A 19,296-nucleotide genomic window follows, 5' to 3' on the forward strand; every position below is an offset into this window, starting at 1 on the left:
CTAATACCTCTGCTGCTACTTTAATTAACTTAACGATTAATACTGGATTACTCATAATAAACTCCTTAAAATTAACCCTTTATGTACCTAAATGTTCTAAGCACATAGGTACAGACAATACTTGTTATAATTAGTTAAAATAGATCATTATTAGACATTTTCTTCAATATATTTTTCTTAATACAACTCTTTTTATCCGCATGAGATCTGTTTGAAGATTTAGGCATAAAATTTCTGCTGTACTTTTTGATTTTTACTAAGTTTTTAGATATTCTTACAATACTATTATCATGATGCAAATTTGATATCACAAAATAAATGTGATTAAGATTAGAAGAAAATAAATAGTTAGTCATAATACCCTCCAAATATTATTAATTTAACTTCATAAAAACCAATAAAAAAGAAACTAATTTTGTCTTTTCAAAATGGTTAGCTACAGCAATTTTCCTGTAACTTTTTACTAATATTTAGATTGGGTTAAAGAACTATTTACATCATTAATTATAACCATATATTTCAAAAAGTCAATATCTTTTTTCATAAAAAATTGATAAAAACCTAAAATATACAAGTTATTATTTATAACTACATTATAGCAAAAAAGATATAACAAGTCAATAGCAATATTAATATTTTTACCATAAAAACAACATTTTTCCGCAAAGCATAGAATTATATTTAACGAATTTGAGATAATTTTATTAAGAATTGAAAAAGAATCAATATTCATATGATAACCTCTCTAAATAATAATTTAATTTTCTAAAATTTAGAAGTTCCTAAGAACTACTAAACGTTTAATGAACCATTTTATATTTTAAATGGCTAGCTACAGCAATTTTTCTGTAACTTTTTATTAATATTTAGATTGGGTTAAAGAACAATATTTTACTAATTATAATATATCATTTATTAAAAATATGTCAAATAAATAATTACAATTTTTCAAATATTCTTTTATTTATTTCGTCATAAACAAAATATTCTTTATCAAAATTTTTTCCGCAAATTAATTTTAATAGTTCTGCACATTTTTCAATTATATCTTTCGACATACTGCCATTAGTTTCTTTTTTTATATCTTTTTCTGATAAATTAATCATTTTATGTGCCGCTATCCTTCTCAATGTATGTTCTATATTTTCTAGAAATTTAATAATTTTATTATTTCCTCTTGTATGCTTTATATTTTTTAAAAACGGAGTAAGCATTAATATAAAATCGGATAAATCCCCCCTTCTCTGTTTTAATTTCATTAAATAAAAATATTCTATTAATTTTTTCTCATTACCAATTGGAGTATTAAGTTTATCTTGAAATTCTTTCAAACATCCATCATTTAAATTAATATTTTCATTAATTAATTCTTTATCACTGTATTTCAGATTAGCTCTTAAATCAGCATATCTTAAAAGAGTTAAAATATCAGGAAAATTACTTTTTATAAATTCATCATCTTTAAATAAATCATAACATGCTTTATATTCATAAGAGTTATCAAGCAAAGCTTTCATTTGGGCTTCTATTTTATTCTGTATTAAAACAGATAATTTAGGAATAATATATTTTCTATCATATATATCATCCTTTTCTGCAATATTATTTTCCCTATATATGGTATATTCTTCATACTCTTCCCATATAGTATTAATATTATCTAAACGATCTAACTTATTATTTTTTTCAGGTTCTTTATATTCATATTCACTAGTTGTCTGATTTTTTGGCATCCTATTAGCTTTAACAGAATTGTCTTTTTTTCTTAAAGGATCTGCCAAATAAATAGGAATAACATTAACATCACTATTAATGCATTCCAAAGCAATTCTAGTTTTTATTTGTGCTGTAGATGAAGTTATATTGACTAATATTTTAAAATTTTCATATCCTTTTTTTAGATCACTTATCATATCATAAAAAGATTCCTCATCTTCAGATACAATATCAAAATCAAACGTGTTATGGTATTTTATTAATTTCTTTTCTACTATACATTCTTCAGAACGTTTAGTAATCTCTTTTCTGAAAATATCAAAAATATTAACACCTTCACTATTTTCCTTTTTTATCATCTCCGGAGTAAATAAAAGTAAAACTTTAGCAGGCTTATATTTTCTCACTATAGAAAGAATCATTCCTTCAGTATTTTTATCTGCATTAGGATTTTCTTCAAGATAATCAATCATTGACTGTATTTCTTTTTCATAACAAGCTAATTTATCATTTTTTAAATCATAATTCAATTTATCTTTAACTTCATTAATCCTTAATTTATTTCCTATAAGATCATTAAAACCTACAGGTGAAAACAATATATATTTACTGTTCATTATATTTCTCCAATGGTTCTTCTGATAATTTTTCTATATCTTTATTAATTATACAATTATAATCAAATTTTAATTTTCCATCATATCCAATATCATTATCTGAAAGTTCATTGACAAATATTAACCTAAATAATTCATCGCATTTATCCAATATCATATCAGATGATAATCCTACACTTCGTATAATATCATCTTCATCAATATTAACAAGTTTATGAGCAACTTCATGTCTTACTTTATGCTCTATAGACCTAAAATCTTCAAATAGTCTATAAATATTCAAATAATTATTATTATAACATTCAAACATTATCAATAAATGCTGTATAGTAGCATAAACTTTTTTTGAATAACTATCTGCTATATCCAATATTTCTGATTTATTTTTTAATTTTTCATATAAATCACATATATCATTAATTTCTGAAGATTCATCTTTATAGTTAATCAAATTAGGAAGTAAATTGACTATTTTATATTTATTAAAACAAATATTATTTATATTGCCATAGATATTTAAAATTACTGTCCTCAAATCTTTAGAAATATTTTTATCCATCTTTGATACAGAATATAATTTTTTTATTTTCTCATATACATTTGATATAATGTTATCGATACTGTTTATCTCAGAATATAAATGTGTAACATCTTTTAATGATGGATCTTTAGGAGTATATTTGTGATTAACATAAACTTCTAACATATATTTTGAAATTTTTTCTTGTAATTTCATATTTTTAATTTTAAGAATGTCTATATAATTATCATTTCCCTTTTGTACAAAAGCATCTTTTAAATCTTCAATATTTAAATTAGATAAAAAATAATAAAAAAGTTCTGTAATAAAAGGAGTAATTCTAAGAATGAAATTAGAAAGTTCTCCTTTTATTTTCTTTATTTTCATTACAAAATAATATTCTCTAAATCTATTCATCTCTTTTAATTTAGATTCTTCTATATCATTTTTATAATTTAAATTTACTCTATCCTTTGCATTTTCAATTTTACTCAACAGAGACTTTTTTATATGCTTATCATTTTTTAATAAATTATAAGCCGTATGATAATTATATTTACCATTTTTATCAACATCTCCTGTAGATATTAATGAATGTAATTGAGACTTTATCTTAGGTTTTCTTATACTATGTATGTCAGGTTCCACACATCTTCTAACAATTTCTTCATACTCTTCATATATCTTACAGACTTCTCTTTTAACATTTTTTTCTCCTGTGTGTAAATCATCAAGGGATACCAACACCTGCACAGGAATTAATTTATCATTATTCAATGCCTCCAAGCAAAGTTTTAAATTAATATGAGGGGTAATGAAGTTATGTTAATTAATATTTTATGCCCTTTATATTTTTGAGGTATACTTTCTAGTTTACCATTAAAATTATCTATAGTGTGCTTCCAATCATGTATATAGTCTTTATCAAAATCTTCTATCTTTATAATTTCACAATCTTTAGATAATTTTTGGATATTATCTTTTAATATATCATATTTTTCATCTACTTCTTCTTTAGAATTAGTAAAAAAAAGGACTACACACTCCGGTTTATAATGTCTTACAATATGAAGTATAGCTCCTTCCATAAATATAGGTTCTTTACTTCTCTTTGATTCTATATATTTTATTAATTCATCTGCTTTATCTTGACTAATTTTACCTTCATTCAATTTTTTCTTTATTTCTTCAATCATATCATCTTTATAATACTTCGTCACCTACAGGATCATTTCCGCCAACAGGAGTAAATAAAACATATTTTTTATGATTATCATTATTTTTTTCTGACATAAAATATACCTTCACTACTTTTTATTAGTTTTATAATAATTCCTAGATATCGAAACTCCTCCCATAGAGACAGAAGTCTTTGCTCCTATTCCAGAGTAATTAGCAAAATCAAGAAGCATATTATAAATATTTACAAGCATATTATCCCCAAAACAATGAAGTTTAATATCGCCTATAAAAGAATCCAACTTAACACCTTCCATACAAAAATGAGTACTTTTTAAATTATATTTAACCATCTCAACATTTTTAACTATATTGTGTATAAGTTTATCTTCTTTTAAAGTTATATCTTTACTGTAATAATTCCATTTATCATATAAACTTATAAACATATTACTCAAATAAGGAAAAATAGTATAATGTCCATGAACTTTATAAGTAGTAGGAGTTAAAAATTTAATATCAGCAGTTCTCACTGTATCATCAGATAAAAAATATCTGTCGGCAATATCTTTATAACTATGAACATCGATAATTTCTTTGGAAATAATATCGATTTTTAAATTATGATATGTCAAAGCAAAAGAGTTTACATTATCATCAAACATTCTATCTATAATTTTTTCTTTAGCTTCTTCATTTAAAGTAGATATTTTCCATATATAAACATTATTTTTCTTATCAAAATAAGAATACTGACTGTAAGGATTAAGTCTTAAACTGTGAAGTTTTTCAACATAATTAGTATCCAATTTCGAATACATATAACCATGAAACAAACTGCCGTAATCTTTTTTTATTACCGCATTATCATCTCTGGGTTTCATTTTTATGATTAAACTAGCTAGCATAATTCTTTTTCTATTTGTAAATTACATATTCCTATATTCATATATAATTCTTCATAATCATCTAAAGTTTTATATTCTTTATCATCCTTAATATACTCTTTATCCAATTTACAAAGTCTTAATGTTCTTGGAGAAATTTCAGTATCTTTCATTCTATGTTTATGTTTACTATTTTTGTCAAAATGTTCCTTTAATTTATTCATATAATAATCATAATTAAAATCTTCAAGCAACATAGAATAAAAAATATTTTTAGAATAATAACCATTATTTCCACCTAAAAAAATATTAGGCTTACAATCATCGAGTGATAAAAACTTTTTATAATATATATAATTATTATTAGAATCTAAAGAGCTTACTTTAAGGCATTCATTAATATCAGGAAATGCTTTTGTATAAAATTCAAACTGATAATTAAAATATTTAGACAAAATAAGAAGTAAATTATTCATATCAAAATATTTAATTGATTTGTCTACTGTAATAGTAAAAAAAGTTTTAACATTTGGTTTTATAAATTCAATAGATTTAGGCATTTTATTGAAGTTACTCTCATAAGTACTAAAATCAATTCTTTTTGAAACAAATAATTTTTTTTCTTTTTCTAAAATATCTCCTGAATCTTCAACTTTTATTAAATTAAATATATTATTTTCAGAATTTTCTTTGAAGTTATATTTAGATGCCATCTCTGATATAATAAAGCTTTCTATTTTTGAAGAAGATGATCCAAAAATATCTATTTTTTCTTTTTTTATAAAATCATACACTTTATCTCTATCATCCATAATTTCACAAGCGATAATAGCTGTTCTAATAGCTCCTTTTATACTACTTCCAGGAAAAAAAGGATTACCATTTGATGATTTAATAAAAGTACTTATATTATTAGATATATCTCCATCTATTATATATTTATAAATATCTATCTCATTAAATTTTTTCTTAATGAATTTCCTTATAAATTCTTTAATTGTAAAATCTTTTGAAAAAAAATCAGATGTTAATTTCTTTATATCATACTTTTTGCTATATAAAAAATCTATCAATTTATTTTCATCTACCATAAATATTTTATTATTATCAAAGATATATCCATTCTTCTTAACTTCCTCACCGCTTCCTATAAAAACAGGAGATAAAGTAGTTAATTTCATTAAATAAGTTTTATTATCAGCAATTTTAAATCCATTATTCATATATAAATCCAATTAAAAATTAATATAAATACATAAAGCCTTACCATATCTGTAAACATTGCCTTGTCTATCTTTGTTATTTACATTTAAGACATATCCTTTAATATCATCTTTAACATAAAAACAAGAACCTTCTTTAAACATAGATAAAGATTTTCTCTTTATTAAATTCTTTCCATGTATAGGAGAATATATAAAACCGTTTCTTTTAATCAAAGAATAATAAGATTTATTGAAATCTATATTACTTAATTCACATAGCTTATCTTCTTTTGAATCATCAAAAGGAGAATATAAAGAAAGAAGCATCTTATAATTGCTTTCATTTTTGTTTTCAAATTCAAACATATTAATGTCTTCTTCTACTTTATACTCAAATAAACCATATCCTGAAGTTCTTTTTCCGCCTATACCTGAATATTTAAGACTTTCTAAAACACTTTCAAATAATTTTAAATTGCTGTCACTTTTATATCCAAGTATAAAATAAAGTCCGCATCCTACATTAAAATAATAAGCTCCAACATCATATAATGCATTTTTTTCATCATTATTTCTTAATCCTACTTTTTGAATCAAACTATATTTAGCAAAATTATTATAGTCTTCTAATTCTTTAATATTTTCCAAAAAGTCCAAAAAACTATTATCATTATTTTTAACGCCTTTTAAATAGTTTTGAATATGAGAGATTTGTATATATGATATTTTTTTCATAGCTTTTCTATCATGTTTTTTATCTTTTTCAGAATTATCTGTATTATTATCTGATGTGTTTTTTTCAGATATAATCATAGGTCTTGGAATATAAAAACTATTATTTTTATATGGAAACAAAGAAGATATGAGTAAATCATTATTATCAAATAATTTTTTAAACTCTATATCATCCAAAGTTTTATAACCATTTAATTTAATATACTCAGAACATAATGCAGAAAAAAAAGTATCGCTATGACAAATTAAGTCTGCTTCTTCTAAACTAGTTCCTACTGTATCACTTCCAAAATGAATAGGAGATAAAAATTGTAATTTATATAATCTATACTTCATATTAATTATTTGTTTTTTTATTTTCAGCTTCTATTAATTGCTTTATAAATAATTCTGAATCTTTAAGTGATTCTTCTATAAGAGAACGCATTTTATCACTATTAATACTTTCAAATTCTTTTTTATCAATATTGTAATTTTTTAAATCAGGATTTATAACTTTAAACTTATTGAATAATACTTTTCCATATCCTCTGCTTCCACTTCCTCCAAGATAATCTAATTGCAATGCTTTTATTGCATTTGATATAAACTCAAAATCCTTCTTAATGACATCATTATCAACATTTTCATTATTAGTATAACAAAAATTATATATAAATTGAAAATTAAATACAGCACCTGCAGGTATTCTTTCTAATTGTCTTGGATTAGCCTCTAATGTTATTCTATCTATAGAGTTCTCAAATTTAGATTCAGTATAAATAAAATCCAAATTTTTTTGTTCTAATTTGCCTGGATTTTTAAGAAACAAGTCATAAAACTGTAGTCGGCTTTCATGTTCCGAAGAACCAAATAATACTTTTATTTCTTCAGGATCATCATCACATTTTGTTATCTTATAATCTTTATTATTATTAGATATTAGCTTAGCCATTAAAGTTCTAAGTTTTCCTTTAATAGATGAACCTGGTATAATAGGCTGTTTTGTTATAGGATCTTTTATTACAGGACTGTCAATAGCACCTATAGGAGAGAAATCATTAGAAGCTCCTATATGCATACCTGTTAATAAAGTCATATTAGCAGAAATTTTAAATTTCAATAACATATCATTCCCCCTCCACTTCATAAAATTTATGATAAGCTACTATTGATTCTATATATTTATATAATTCATCAAAATTTTTGAATAATTCATCGAAGTTTTTTTCTTTATTGTCTATAATATTTTCTATATTTTTTTGTATTCTCATATATAAAGCTTCTATTCCCTTTTTATTTCCTATTCTTATAGCAAAAGGAGAATTTGGATTTATATGCTCATTTATATCCTTTTCATGCAATCTATTGTTTTCTGCATCTTCACTATCAGCATCTTTATTAGGTCTAATATTTACTTTACTATTATCTTGTTTATTTCTACCTACTAAATATACAAGCTGTATATTCATATATTCTATCTCTTTAATAATATCATTAATAATATCAGAACTTTTTTCTTCATTAGAATTATTTAATTCTTTTGATTCATCTTCATCATCTAAATAAGAATTTAAAGATAACTGAGCATTTTTTATTTTATTACTGATCCTTATAAATGCAGATAAAAACTTTCTTATTTGGTTAGTTGTTATAAAACTATGAGTTTTTTTATAACTTTCTCCTTTAGAATTTTTAAAATATTTAAAAATTATCAAATATTTTAAAACAAAATATTTAGCCTCTGATATATTTAATGCTTCTGCATTTTTATCTGACATAAACTCCTCCGTAATTATTCTTTTCTAAATAAATATATTATTAAATCTAAAGCAATATTTAAATATTTAATTTCCTTATTAAAGGATTTTTCATTTTCAATATTCTCATCTTTTTTATCTTTTTCTTTAGATTGATATGTAAACCAATTATATATTGTATCTTTAAATTTATTATAGTTTTCCTTATTGGCATTATTATAATTAATTCTTGCAAGTGAGTAAGCAAGCCTAGCTATATTCATACCTTCATCTTTATTATAAAATTCTATAAGCTGTTTTAATCTGTATATCATAGAAGAAGATAAAAAAATCTTTTCTTTAATATCTTTTTCTTTAGCATCTTTTGAAAAATATCCCACGGAAAATAAAAAATCTATTTTTTCTTTAACTTTTTCAAACTCATTCCAACTAAATACATATTTAGATTCATCTTCCTGCAGTATTCCAAATAAAGCAACAGAATCCTTTTTACCGTTTTCATTTTTTTTAGCTAAATCTTCAAGCTCACCTGTTTGAGATGCCATTTTAGATATAGGGTATTTATTATGGAAAAAACCTATACCAGCTGAAAAAGTAAGTTCATCATTAGTGTATTTTTTAAATGCTTCTCTTAAATCTAAAGTAAAATTAAGAACATCAAGCCAATGACCAACTAAAAACACATCATCTCCGCCTGAATATACTATAACAATACGTTTTTTATATTTTTTCTCATTACTATACAAATTCCCAAATGGTTTATAATCAGAAATATTAGTATTACATTCACATACACAATTAATATAATATTTGAAAAATAAACTTAAATGCCTTGAGAATGATGAAGTTCTCAATATATCAGCATGTCCTTTAAAACCATTCATAAAAGCATCACCCAAACTATCAACGTCACATCTTAAAACAGCAAGCCTATTTATACCAACTGTAGGATTATCTTCTGTACCTTTTACTAAAGTCTCAAAATCTATTAAATTTCTATCATTTTCGTTTTCTTTAAAATTATACTCTCCCAAAAACAAATTTGTATAATTATAATCATTATTATTCTTTGAATAAGCTCTTACTAAATTAGTATCTTTAATATTTTTAATATCTTTAACATCTGCAAAATAGAAATATCTATTAGATTTTTCATTTTTTTTATCATAATCTAAAGATGGCAAATCAACTGCTTCATCAGCATAATTTTTATCTATCAAGGACTTATCTTTAATTATGAAGATGCTTTTTTCTTTTGACAGCATGCATTTACCTAATTTACATAAATTAATACATATATCACAAGCATAAACTTTATCTTCATTATCTGCAGAGAAAAAATCGGTCTTTTTTGTAGTTTTAGAAGAAGTATGACAAATACTACATTCATATTCTGCCTGATTATCTTTAGGCATTAGTAAATTTTCTAACTGACTATTATTATCATCATAAAAATATCTTCTTTGTTTTATTTGAGTTAGTTTTTTAGAAAGTTTTTTAAATACAGAAGCAAAATCTTCCAAATCTTTAAAATTAAACTCTTCTATTCCCATAGCAATATAAAGGTCTATAGAAAAATTATAAATAAACCAATCATTTAATTTTTGCATTATATTGCTTATCTTTTCATTTATATCTTCAAAATTAGGAAGTATTATATAAAAATGTCCGCCGCCGGTATAAAGCAAATTAGCTCTTGTTAAATGGAAATATTCTAAAATCTCGTCTGCAATATGTTCAAGCATTATTTCAAGATAGAAAGACCTTGCTCTTAAAGATTTTAATGCACCTTTAGAAGATATAGTATATATAAACTTTTGTATTCCAGAAATATCTCCTGAAAGTAAAACAAAATGATTTTTATTAGAATCCTCAGCATTATATGAATTATCTCTATCCTTTAATAAATACAAACATGAAGATAATGCTGTATTAATTTTTAATTTATCATAAAAAGATATATCTCCTATACCACATTCTGTACCTTTAGAATATGGAACATAAGAAAAAAGATTTGATAATGCATTTAAAATACCATTTATATTTTTTGTATTAAGTATTTCTTTTAAATTTGTCTTATTAGCATTTTCATTAAAATTTTCTTTATAATCTAATCCTGATTTGAAAAAATCTTTTTTCAAATCAGGGTATATTATTTCATTCAAATCTTCTCTGCCATTATCTAAAACTGATAAAGGATAATATTTTATATTTTTTAATTTTTTATCATCAGATTGATGTTTTTTAAATGTAGTAAATATAGATTTTAATGCTCCATTATTCTCAGAGACATCAATCTCAAAATTATTTTTATTTGATATAATAGAATAAAGAATTTTTGAAACACTTTCTAATATTTCATTATTTTCATAATTTAAAATATTTTTTAAATCAGAAATCTTTTTCCCTATATTACTCTCTAAGCCAAAAAATGAAATAATATCATCTATATCATAGAAAAGAGAATTTAACAAAAAATTACAATATTTATCATCTTCATTATACATAAAAATAAGTATATAAAATAAAATTGAGATGTCAACAATATATATATATTTTATAATTATTTTTTCATAATTTAACATAAAAAATAAATACTTTATTTTAATACAGTATATATTAATTATTTTTTATACTTGTAACTTTGTTGTTATATGATATAATTTTCTTTAAAATGTATTAAATTTTTTTTAATCAAGGATTTGTTTAATAATGGAAAAAATTAATATAACAAAAATAATGGAATTACTTCCTCATAGATACCCTTTTCTACTTGTTGATAAAGTAGAAAGTATTGAAGAAGGTAAAATACATGCTGTAAAAAATGTAACATTTAATGAGCCTCAATTCACAGGACATTTTCCAGAAAGCCCTATTATGCCTGGTGTTTTAATGATTGAAGCATTAGCTCAAACTTCAGGAATATACTGTTACACTAAAATTTTAAAACCTGATGAATATGGCAAAAAATTTATGTTCTTTGCAAAAATAGATAATGTTAAATTTAAAAATCCTGTAATACCAGGTGATGTTATGGACATGATTGTTACAGTTGAAGCATTCAGCAATAATCTGCTTAAAACTCATGGAGAAGTTAAAGTAAATGATAAATTAGCTTGCTCTGCTGATTTAGGTTTATTTTTAGTTGACAAAGAAGCTATGAAAATAGAAAAATAATTTATAGGAATAAAAATGTCAAATAATATACATAGTACTGCTATTATTTCTGAATCTGCAAAAATAGCAGATAATGTAAAAATAGGTCCTTATGCTATAATAGAAGGTGAAGTTAGTATAGGTGAAAATACAACTATAGGAGCGCATTCTGTAATAAAAGAATACACAACTATAGGAAAAAATAATATAATACATGATCATGCGGTTATAGGAAATTTACCTCAGGATATACATTTTGATAGAAAAACAATCAGTTTTCTTGAGATAGGTGACGGCAATGAAATTAGAGAATTTGCCAATCTTCATAGATCATGTAAAGAAAATGGAAAAACTATTATAAAAAACAATTGTTATATAATGGCTACTGGGCATGTGGCACATGACTGTGAAATACATGATAATGTTATAATATGTAACGGAGCTTTGGTTGCCGGTCATGTAAGAGTAGAAAAGGGAGCATTTATATCTGGAAACTGTGTAGTTCATCAGTTCTGTGCTATAGGACAATATGCTATGATTAGCGGAATGTCTGCTGTGGGAAGAGATATACTACCTTTTGCTTTAACTGCTCATGCTGGAGAAGCAATTATTTATAAGTTAAATTTAGTAGGAATGAGAAGAGCAGGGTTTACATCTGAGCAAATATCTCAAGCTGAAGAAGCTTATGATATGTGGTATAATTGGAATAAAACTAAACAGGAATTTTTAGATACATATTTAAATGATAGTTCATTAAATGAAATAGCTAAAGATATTGTTATATTTATATCCAAGGCCAAACGCGGTATTACCCCTAAAAAAACTGTATAAAAATAAAAACAAACGTAAAAAAATATGAGAATATTTATAGCTACTGGAGAAGTATCTGGGGACATTCAAGGTGCCTTATTAGCAAAAAAATTAAAAGAATTAAAACCTGATGTTATTTTAGATGGTTTCGGCGGTGTAGAAATGCAAAAAGCAAATGTCAATATATTATCTGACATGTCTACATTATCAACCATGGGAATTTTTGAGGGTGCTAATCCTGTTTATGCATTTAAAAAACTAGGTGCGTTTAACATTTTGCAGGAATATCTTAAAAATAATAAAGTAGACATAATGCTCTTAGTTGATAATCAAGGTGTTAATCTTTTATTAGCTAAATATTGCAAGGCTAATAATATAAAATATGTATACTATTTTCCTCCGCATGTTGGAATCTGGGGGGCTTGGAATGCAAAAAAGCTGCTTTCGGCAAGAAAAATAATAACACCTTTCTTATTTGATTATGAAGTATATAAAAAATACGGATGCGATGTAATGTATAGCGGGCATCCTTTTGCTGATTTAGAATATAATAAAACAATACCAGAATTAAATATGCCTAAAAAAGAATATACAGTTGGTGTATTATTTGGAAGCAGATATCAAGAAATAACTAAATTAGCACCTGTATTTATAAAATCTATGAAAATGCTTAATGATATGCTTTCGTCTAATATAAGATTCATAATACCAATAGCATATCCTGAATATAAAGAACCTATAGAAAAAATATTAAATGAATATAATAATATTTTAAAAGACATATCTTATTCTTTGTTATTAGGAGATGATAAAGATTATGTTTATTCATATTCTGATGCTTTGATAATGTCTAGCGGTACAGCAAGTCTTCTCGCTGCATGTTATGGCAAACCTATGGTTATATGCTATAAAATCTCTCATATTACATTTTTTCTTGGTAAATTGCTTACAAATATAAAATATGTAGGTATGCCAAATGTACTTCTTAATGAAGAGGCAGTTCCAGAGCTACTACAAAATGACTGCAATCCTAATGCTATTACAAGTTATATTATAAAATACTTGACTGATAAAGAATATTATAAAAAAGTAAGCAATAATTTACTTAGAGTAAGAGAAACTTTAGGTGAAAAAAATGTATTAGAACGTATAGCAAAAGAGATTATACAATTATGACTGATTTAGAATTAGAAGATATAAAAGATTATATAAAAAAAAATAAAAAATCTTCTTTAGAATTTAATATTATTTGGTTAAATAATAAAACCAAACAAAAAATAATGCTCATAATAGAAGAAGTACTAAAAAAATATAAAGTAGAAAAATATTATGATGATGTTTGTTATATTATAATGGAACTTATATCAAATGCTATTAAAGCAAGATATTTACATGTAATAACTATAAAGATATTGAGGCAAAAACATAAAGATTTTAATCAAAAAATAGATACTGACGAATATTTTTATGATTATAAGATAATGAGTGAATATTCTGATACATTTAAAGACGATGAATCAAAAAAAATTCTTAAAGATATAATAAAATTAGAAAATAATTTAATAAAAGATATGGACAGCAATATAGATATAGATAATGAAAAATATCAACAGCTGCTTTCATACAGAAATGATACAAAAAAGAAATTTATAATAAAATTCTTAATAAAATTAAATAAAAATAATATAGAATTTGAAGTTATAAATGATGCACCTCTCATAATGATTAGCAGAACTAGAATAGATTCAAAAAGACTTACATTTGAAGAATATTATAAAAAGAATATGGTTGAAAATTTCTTTATAGAGCAATTAGATAATTCAGAAAGTGCTGGTTTTGGCTTAGCTTTATGCGATTTAAGGCTTTTTAATCAGAATTTAGACCCTCATACATGCTTAAGAATATTTGATGAAAATAACAGAACCCACTCTAAACTAATACTGCCAATCAAACAGGAATTCAGTTTCACAGTATATAATAAATATTAATTATTATTACTTTCAATATGAAGATATATAATCTTAGCTCCGCCCCCTCCAAGATGAGAAGGAGCATTGGAAGAATATTTTATATAATGTTTTCCTTCTGTAGCAATATAGTATTCAACTAAATCTTTAAGAACTGCAATTCCATTTTCGCTTCTAAAACCTTTACCATGAATTATTAGTATAGGACTTAATTTATTTTTTTTGGATTCAGCTATAAATTTTCTTATTTTATGCAAAGCTATTTCTCTAGTATCTCCATGCAAATCAAGTCTATCTTTTGGAATAGCATTTTTTACATTAGGTTTAAATTTATAATTTGTTTTTTTATCATAAATAGATTTTTTAGAATGATTAGTGCAATCGAGATTCTCAATTGCACTTAGAAACATTTCTTTATCTTCTTGAGTATAAATTAATTCTTCTTGATAATTTTTATAGTCAGTATTTTTATTTGTTGTTATATTTTCTTCTATTGTATTTTCTTTTTTAGAAGTATCAAAATCATCAGGATAATACCCATGCTTAAGATAGAATTCAAATAATTTTCTATCCTCTTCTTCATTAGAATTTGTAGGCATATTAATAAAATCCTGATAAATATATTATGAATTTAATAATTTTAAGAACTCTGCATTATCTTTAGTAGAATTCATCTTATCAACAACTGTTTCTATAATCTCATCTTCATCTATACCCTGAGACTGCATAAACTTTCTTAAAGCCCACATCTTGCTCATCTCTTCAGGACTAAGAAGTAAATCCTCTCTTCTAGTAGAAGAAGAATCAATATCAATGGCAGGGAAAAGTCTTCTATTAGCAAGTCTTCTATCTAAATGAAGCTCCATATTACCAGTACCTTTAAACTCTTCATAAATATAATCATCCATTTTACTGCCTGTATCAACCAAAGCAGACGCAATTATAGTAAGAGAACCGCCTTCCTCTATATTTCTAGCCGCACCGAAGAATCTTTTTGGTTTATGAAGTGCATTAGAATCTACACCTCCTGTTAATACCTTACCGCTTGCAGGAACTACCAAGTTATAAGCTCTTGAAAGTCTTGTAATAGAATCTAATATAATAACTACATCATGCTTATTTTCTACTAATCTCTTAGCTTTCTCTAATACCATCTCAGAAACCTGACAATGTTTATCAGGAGTTTCATCAAAAGTAGATGCTATAACTTCAGCTTCCGGAACTTGTCTTTTCATATCAGTTACTTCTTCAGGACGTTCATCTATAAGAAGTATAAATAGTTTAATATCTGGATAATTTTTACATATAGCATTAGCGATTTCCTGAAGCATCATAGTTTTACCAGCTTTAGGAGGTGCTACAATTAAACCTCTTTGACCTTTACCAATAGGAGAAACTAAATTAATAATACGTGTAGAAATTTTATTAGGAGCAAACTCTAAATCTATACGTTCATTAGGAAAAATTGGAGTAAGTTTATCAAAATGAGGTCTTTTATATAAATTATTAGGCTCTTCTCCATTTACAGTTTCTATTCTAAGTAAAGCAAAGAATTTTTCACCTACATTATCTTTAGGAGGTCTAACTTCTCCTGTAATAATATCTCCAGTTCTAAGTCCGAAAAGTCTTATCTGAGCAGGAGAAATGTATATATCATCAGGTCCAACTAAATAATTACTGTTTTTAGAACGTAAAAAACCAAAACCATCTTGCAAAGTTTCCAAAGTACCTTCAGCAACGATTTTACCTTCCATAGAAATTTGTGCCTTTAATATGGCATGCATAAGTTCCTGACGTCTTATATTATTGCTTGTATCTTTTTTAATACCATAAGTTTCTGCAAATTCTAAAAGCTCCTCAAAAGTTAAAGAACTCAATTTACTGATATAAAGCACATCATGAGGTCTATTAATAACTTTCTTTTCAGAGTTTTCACTTTCTACTATTTCTTTCTGAGCATTTAATTCATCTTTTTCTATATTATTTGATTCTGCATTATCTTGATTTTCAGTATTCGCTTCTAATTTAACAACCTTTTTTCTTATAGCTCTAGGCTTAACAGGCTGTTGTACAGCAGTAGGATTTTCTAATTCTTCATTCTCAACAGATGTTTTAGCATGTTTTTTTATATAAGCCATAATAATCCCTCCATAAACAATATATAATGTCTAGTTATAGCGATTAAACGCTATAACTTAAACATAAATATTATTTATTTTTTAATTTGCTTATTATATTGATTTATAATGTGATTTTTTTATTTAAATTATTTATTTTTAGTTTTAACAGAAGAGCTGTCAGATTCGCAAAGCATAACTACGCACATATCAGCAGCATCACCGAATCTTTTGTATGATAAAATTTTTCTTACATAACCGCCGTTTTTACCAGCATATCTAGGAGCTATATCTTTAAAAAGTTTAGCAAGCACTGTTTTATCTTTTACATATTTAGCAATAGTTCTTCTATTATGAAGATTATCAACTTTAGCTTTATAAATAATTTTATCAGCTAATTGCTTTATAGCTCTGCCCTTTTCTTTAGTAGTTTCTATTTTCTCATATTTTAAAAGAGAAGTAAGCATATTAGAAAGCATAGCTTTTTTATGTGCACTTGTTCTATTAAATTTTTTTACTGTAACTCTATGTCTCATTTTACTATCCTTAAAAGTTTATATTAACCTCTCATACCAAGATGAGCACCATATTCGGCAAGTTTTTCTTTAATTTCTTCTATGATCATCTCAGTAGCACCAATAAGTCTTAAAAGATCAGCATCTGTTTTCACAGCAACCTTATCCAAAGTTTTTAAATCGGAAGACATTAAGAAATTAGCAGTTCTAACTGAGAATTCAACTTCTTCTATATGTTTACCCTTTAAAGAATCAAGCACAGAATCTTTAGGAGCTTCTTCTATTTTACCATCATCTCCATTAGCCTCTTCCGGCTGCATAAAATGAGTAAGGTTTTCTCTCAATATTTTAGCTGCCCAAGATAAAGCTTTTTCCGGAGCAACATTACCTTTAGTTTCAATTTCCAAAGTAAGTCTGCCGTAATCTATACGCTGTCCAACCCTTATATCATCAACACTATATTTAACACTTAAAATAGGTGAATATATAGCATCTATAGCGATAGCATTAACATCCTCTACAAGTTCCATATTCAATTCAGCAGGAACATAACTGTATCCGCCTTCAATTTGAATATCCATTTCAAAAGTATAACCTTCAGCAATAGTAGCTATATAGTAATCTGGATTATGTACTACAGCTTCAGAGTCTGATTCCACCAAATCTCCAGCAGTAATAACGCATGGACCTTCTTTTTTCATGTGTATAGTTTTAGTGTCCAAATGTTCTGGAAGAGAAACTACTACATTTTTTAGATGCATAATCATTACGATTGTGTCTTCTTTCATTCCAGGAACATTTTCAAATTCATTACTTACGCCATAAATTTTAATAGCAGCAATAGCATATCCAGGTATAGAAGATAATAATACTCTTCTTAAAGCATTTCCAACTGTAACCGCATATCCTCTTTCAAAAGGCTGAGCTATAAATTTACCATAACTAGGTGTTAAATCTTTAGCTTCAAAAGTAACTCTATGAGGACGTCTAATAGATTCTAATATTTCTTTTAATGCCATTCTTATAATACCCCTTATAAAAGAGTTCCATTACTTAGAATAGTACTCAATGATGAGCTGTTCGTTGATAGGATACTCTATATGTTCTCTTATAGGCAAAGTAACTATTTCACCTGTTTTGCTGGAAAGATCTAAACTTAACCATGCTGGAACATATTCACTTTTCAAACCTTCTACTATATTTTTTACTTCAGCTACAGCATTTCCTCTTTCAGTGAAAGAGATTTTATCGCCAACTTTAACACAGTATGAAGGAATTGTCATACTTTTACCATTAACTGATATAAAACCATGAGCAACAAACTGTCTAGCCTGATTTCTGCTTTTAGTGAAGCCAAGTCTATAAACAACATTATCTAAACGTAATTCTAATAATCTGAGCAAATTTTCACCAGATACACCAGCAACACGTATAGCTTCATGATAATAATTTCTAAATTGTTTTTCTAAAACACCGTAAATACGTTTAACTTTTTGTTTTTCTCTCATCTGGATACCATATTCTGATAACTGTTTCATTTTACGGTTAGCAGGACCTGGTACTTCTCTCTTTTTTGTTATAGCACATTTAGCAGTAAGACATCTTTCACCTTTCAACATAAGTTTCATACGTTCACGGCGACATAATCTACAACTAGCATCTCTATATCTTGCCATAATTATTTATCTCCTATTTTACAACTTAAATACAAAAATTATATTCTTCTTCTTTTTCTAGGACGACAGCCGTTATGAGGCATTGGAGTTACGTCCTTAATAAGTTTAACTTTAAGTCCTGCAGCTTCAACTGCTCTGATTGAGCTTTCTCTTCCCATACCAGGACCTTTTACATAAACTTCTACTTCTCTAACACCCATTGCATAAGCTTTTTCAGATGCTTTCTGACTAGCAACCTGAGCTGCAAAAGGAGTAGATTTTTTACTGCTTTTATAATCGCCATCTAAACCAGCACTAGCCCAAGATAGAGTGTCTCCATTTCTATCTGTGATAGTAACTATTGTATTATTAAAGCTAGCTTTTATATGTACTATACCAAAAGCTTCAACTTTTCTATCTTTTTTAATTTTCTTATCTTTTAGAGTTTTTTTACCTTTTTGAGTAGCCACTATTCTCC

General features: G+C 25.5%; 20 protein-coding genes. 4 read left to right on the forward strand and 16 right to left on the reverse strand.

The features are described from left to right. Positions 1 to 134: 134 nt before the first annotated feature. From T324_RS0114475 to cas10, 10 genes are all read right to left on the reverse strand, one after another. Positions 135 to 356, reverse strand: a complete 222-nt coding sequence (locus T324_RS0114475) for a hypothetical protein (RefSeq protein ID WP_028330913.1) — start codon at positions 354 to 356, stop codon at positions 135 to 137. A gap of 582 nt (positions 357 to 938) precedes the next feature. Then, positions 939 to 2,333, reverse strand: a complete 1,395-nt coding sequence (locus tag T324_RS0114485; RefSeq protein ID WP_028330915.1) for a CARF domain-containing protein — start codon at positions 2,331 to 2,333, stop codon at positions 939 to 941. Next, positions 2,323 to 3,630 (reverse strand): hypothetical protein, encoded by a 1,308-nt coding sequence (locus T324_RS0114490; protein WP_028330916.1) that lies wholly within the window; start codon positions 3,628 to 3,630, stop codon positions 2,323 to 2,325. The genes T324_RS0114485 and T324_RS0114490 overlap by 11 nt, the downstream gene beginning before the upstream one ends. A gap of 17 nt (positions 3,631 to 3,647) precedes the next feature. Beyond that, positions 3,648 to 4,073 (reverse strand): hypothetical protein, encoded by a 426-nt coding sequence (locus tag T324_RS0114495; RefSeq protein WP_211232602.1) that lies wholly within the window; start codon positions 4,071 to 4,073, stop codon positions 3,648 to 3,650. Positions 4,074 to 4,160: 87 nt separating this feature from the next. Further along, positions 4,161 to 4,940 (reverse strand): CRISPR system precrRNA processing endoribonuclease RAMP protein Cas6, encoded by a 780-nt coding sequence (gene cas6 / locus T324_RS0114505; protein WP_028330918.1) that lies wholly within the window; start codon positions 4,938 to 4,940, stop codon positions 4,161 to 4,163. Further along, a complete protein-coding gene (csm5, locus tag T324_RS0114510) occupies positions 4,934 to 6,142 on the reverse strand; it encodes a type III-A CRISPR-associated RAMP protein Csm5 (protein ID WP_028330919.1) in 1,209 nt (402 codons plus the stop codon). The genes cas6 and csm5 overlap by 7 nt, the downstream gene beginning before the upstream one ends. Before the next feature lie 12 nt (positions 6,143 to 6,154). Beyond that, the gene (gene csm4, locus T324_RS0114515) at positions 6,155 to 7,195 is read right to left on the reverse strand and encodes a type III-A CRISPR-associated RAMP protein Csm4 (RefSeq protein WP_028330920.1); all 1,041 of its coding nucleotides are present in this window, start codon (positions 7,193 to 7,195) and stop codon (positions 6,155 to 6,157) included. A 1-nt stretch (position 7,196) separates the two neighbouring features. Beyond that, positions 7,197 to 7,967: a type III-A CRISPR-associated RAMP protein Csm3 gene (csm3, locus tag T324_RS0114520; RefSeq protein ID WP_245580737.1), complete on the reverse strand. Its 771-nt coding sequence runs from the start codon at positions 7,965 to 7,967 to the stop codon at positions 7,197 to 7,199. Between the two features lies 1 nt (position 7,968). Continuing rightward, positions 7,969 to 8,619 carry a type III-A CRISPR-associated protein Csm2 gene (gene csm2, locus T324_RS0114525; protein WP_028330922.1) on the reverse strand — a complete coding sequence of 217 codons (651 nt, stop codon included), beginning with the start codon at positions 8,617 to 8,619 and terminating at the stop codon, positions 7,969 to 7,971. A gap of 14 nt (positions 8,620 to 8,633) precedes the next feature. Next, complete coding sequence (gene cas10, locus T324_RS17805; protein WP_169730124.1) at positions 8,634 to 11,105, reverse strand: type III-A CRISPR-associated protein Cas10/Csm1; 2,472 nt, start codon at positions 11,103 to 11,105, stop codon at positions 8,634 to 8,636. A gap of 205 nt (positions 11,106 to 11,310) precedes the next feature. Between cas10 and fabZ the strand changes: the two genes are divergently transcribed. Genes fabZ through T324_RS0114550 form a run of 4 tightly spaced genes read left to right on the forward strand, consistent with a single transcriptional unit; the run spans position 11,311 to position 14,552 of the window. Beyond that, positions 11,311 to 11,775 carry a 3-hydroxyacyl-ACP dehydratase FabZ gene (gene fabZ / locus T324_RS0114535; protein WP_028330923.1) on the forward strand — a complete coding sequence of 155 codons (465 nt, stop codon included), beginning with the start codon at positions 11,311 to 11,313 and terminating at the stop codon, positions 11,773 to 11,775. A gap of 15 nt (positions 11,776 to 11,790) precedes the next feature. After that, positions 11,791 to 12,585 (forward strand): acyl-ACP--UDP-N-acetylglucosamine O-acyltransferase, encoded by a 795-nt coding sequence (gene lpxA, locus T324_RS0114540; protein WP_028330924.1) that lies wholly within the window; start codon positions 11,791 to 11,793, stop codon positions 12,583 to 12,585. A gap of 24 nt (positions 12,586 to 12,609) precedes the next feature. Further along, positions 12,610 to 13,740, forward strand: a complete 1,131-nt coding sequence (gene lpxB, locus T324_RS0114545; protein WP_028330925.1) for a lipid-A-disaccharide synthase — start codon at positions 12,610 to 12,612, stop codon at positions 13,738 to 13,740. Next, entirely contained in the window at positions 13,737 to 14,552 is an 816-nt protein-coding gene (locus tag T324_RS0114550; RefSeq protein ID WP_038375332.1) for a hypothetical protein, read from the forward strand. Before lpxB ends, T324_RS0114550 begins: the two co-directional genes overlap by 4 nt. On the opposite strand, the gene T324_RS0114555 is transcribed toward T324_RS0114550, so the two are convergent. The 6 genes from T324_RS0114555 to rpsK all read right to left on the reverse strand — a co-directional run bounded on the left by T324_RS0114555 (position 14,549) and on the right by rpsK (position 19,288). Next, on the reverse strand, positions 14,549 to 15,130 hold the full coding sequence (locus T324_RS0114555) for a Smr/MutS family protein (protein WP_028330927.1): 582 nt from the start codon (positions 15,128 to 15,130) through the stop codon (positions 14,549 to 14,551). The genes T324_RS0114550 and T324_RS0114555 overlap by 4 nt on opposite strands. A gap of 24 nt (positions 15,131 to 15,154) precedes the next feature. Then, positions 15,155 to 16,669: a transcription termination factor Rho gene (gene rho, locus T324_RS0114560; protein WP_028330928.1), complete on the reverse strand. Its 1,515-nt coding sequence runs from the start codon at positions 16,667 to 16,669 to the stop codon at positions 15,155 to 15,157. Positions 16,670 to 16,797: 128 nt separating this feature from the next. Continuing rightward, positions 16,798 to 17,184 carry a 50S ribosomal protein L17 gene (gene rplQ, locus T324_RS0114565; RefSeq protein ID WP_028330929.1) on the reverse strand — a complete coding sequence of 129 codons (387 nt, stop codon included), beginning with the start codon at positions 17,182 to 17,184 and terminating at the stop codon, positions 16,798 to 16,800. Between the two features lie 23 nt (positions 17,185 to 17,207). After that, a complete protein-coding gene (locus T324_RS0114570; protein ID WP_028330930.1) occupies positions 17,208 to 18,182 on the reverse strand; it encodes a DNA-directed RNA polymerase subunit alpha in 975 nt (324 codons plus the stop codon). Between the two features lie 30 nt (positions 18,183 to 18,212). Then, on the reverse strand, positions 18,213 to 18,839 hold the full coding sequence (rpsD, locus tag T324_RS0114575; protein ID WP_028330931.1) for a 30S ribosomal protein S4: 627 nt from the start codon (positions 18,837 to 18,839) through the stop codon (positions 18,213 to 18,215). Positions 18,840 to 18,877: 38 nt separating this feature from the next. After that, a complete protein-coding gene (rpsK, locus tag T324_RS0114580) occupies positions 18,878 to 19,288 on the reverse strand; it encodes a 30S ribosomal protein S11 (protein ID WP_028330932.1) in 411 nt (136 codons plus the stop codon). Positions 19,289 to 19,296 lie beyond the last annotated feature (8 nt).

The sequence above is a fragment of the Brachyspira alvinipulli ATCC 51933 genome (assembly GCF_000518245.1).
GTDB classification, from domain to species: domain Bacteria; phylum Spirochaetota; class Brachyspiria; order Brachyspirales; family Brachyspiraceae; genus Brachyspira; species Brachyspira alvinipulli.

Excerpts from the sequence above, each read along its gene's own strand:
- rho (WP_028330928.1), bottom strand. The coding sequence starts at position 16,669 with ATGGCTTATATAAAAAAACATGCTAAAACATCTGTTGAGAATGAAGAA.
- T324_RS0114550 (WP_038375332.1), top strand. The coding sequence starts at position 13,737 with ATGACTGATTTAGAATTAGAAGATATAAAAGATTATATAAAAAAAAAT.
- lpxB (WP_028330925.1), top strand. The coding sequence starts at position 12,610 with ATGAGAATATTTATAGCTACTGGAGAAGTATCTGGGGACATTCAAGGT.
- csm5 (WP_028330919.1), bottom strand. The coding sequence starts at position 6,142 with ATGAATAATGGATTTAAAATTGCTGATAATAAAACTTATTTAATGAAA.
- T324_RS0114570 (WP_028330930.1), bottom strand. The coding sequence starts at position 18,182 with ATGGCATTAAAAGAAATATTAGAATCTATTAGACGTCCTCATAGAGTT.
- csm2 (WP_028330922.1), bottom strand. The coding sequence starts at position 8,619 with ATGTCAGATAAAAATGCAGAAGCATTAAATATATCAGAGGCTAAATAT.
- csm3 (WP_245580737.1), bottom strand. The coding sequence starts at position 7,967 with ATGTTATTGAAATTTAAAATTTCTGCTAATATGACTTTATTAACAGGT.
- T324_RS0114555 (WP_028330927.1), bottom strand. The coding sequence starts at position 15,130 with ATGCCTACAAATTCTAATGAAGAAGAGGATAGAAAATTATTTGAATTC.
- cas6 (WP_028330918.1), bottom strand. The coding sequence starts at position 4,940 with ATGCTAGCTAGTTTAATCATAAAAATGAAACCCAGAGATGATAATGCG.
- T324_RS0114485 (WP_028330915.1), bottom strand. The coding sequence starts at position 2,333 with ATGAACAGTAAATATATATTGTTTTCACCTGTAGGTTTTAATGATCTT.
- T324_RS0114475 (WP_028330913.1), bottom strand. The coding sequence starts at position 356 with ATGACTAACTATTTATTTTCTTCTAATCTTAATCACATTTATTTTGTG.
- cas10 (WP_169730124.1), bottom strand. The coding sequence starts at position 11,105 with ATGTATAATGAAGATGATAAATATTGTAATTTTTTGTTAAATTCTCTT.
- rplQ (WP_028330929.1), bottom strand. The coding sequence starts at position 17,184 with ATGAGACATAGAGTTACAGTAAAAAAATTTAATAGAACAAGTGCACAT.
- csm4 (WP_028330920.1), bottom strand. The coding sequence starts at position 7,195 with ATGAAGTATAGATTATATAAATTACAATTTTTATCTCCTATTCATTTT.
- rpsD (WP_028330931.1), bottom strand. The coding sequence starts at position 18,839 with ATGGCAAGATATAGAGATGCTAGTTGTAGATTATGTCGCCGTGAACGT.
- lpxA (WP_028330924.1), top strand. The coding sequence starts at position 11,791 with ATGTCAAATAATATACATAGTACTGCTATTATTTCTGAATCTGCAAAA.
- fabZ (WP_028330923.1), top strand. The coding sequence starts at position 11,311 with ATGGAAAAAATTAATATAACAAAAATAATGGAATTACTTCCTCATAGA.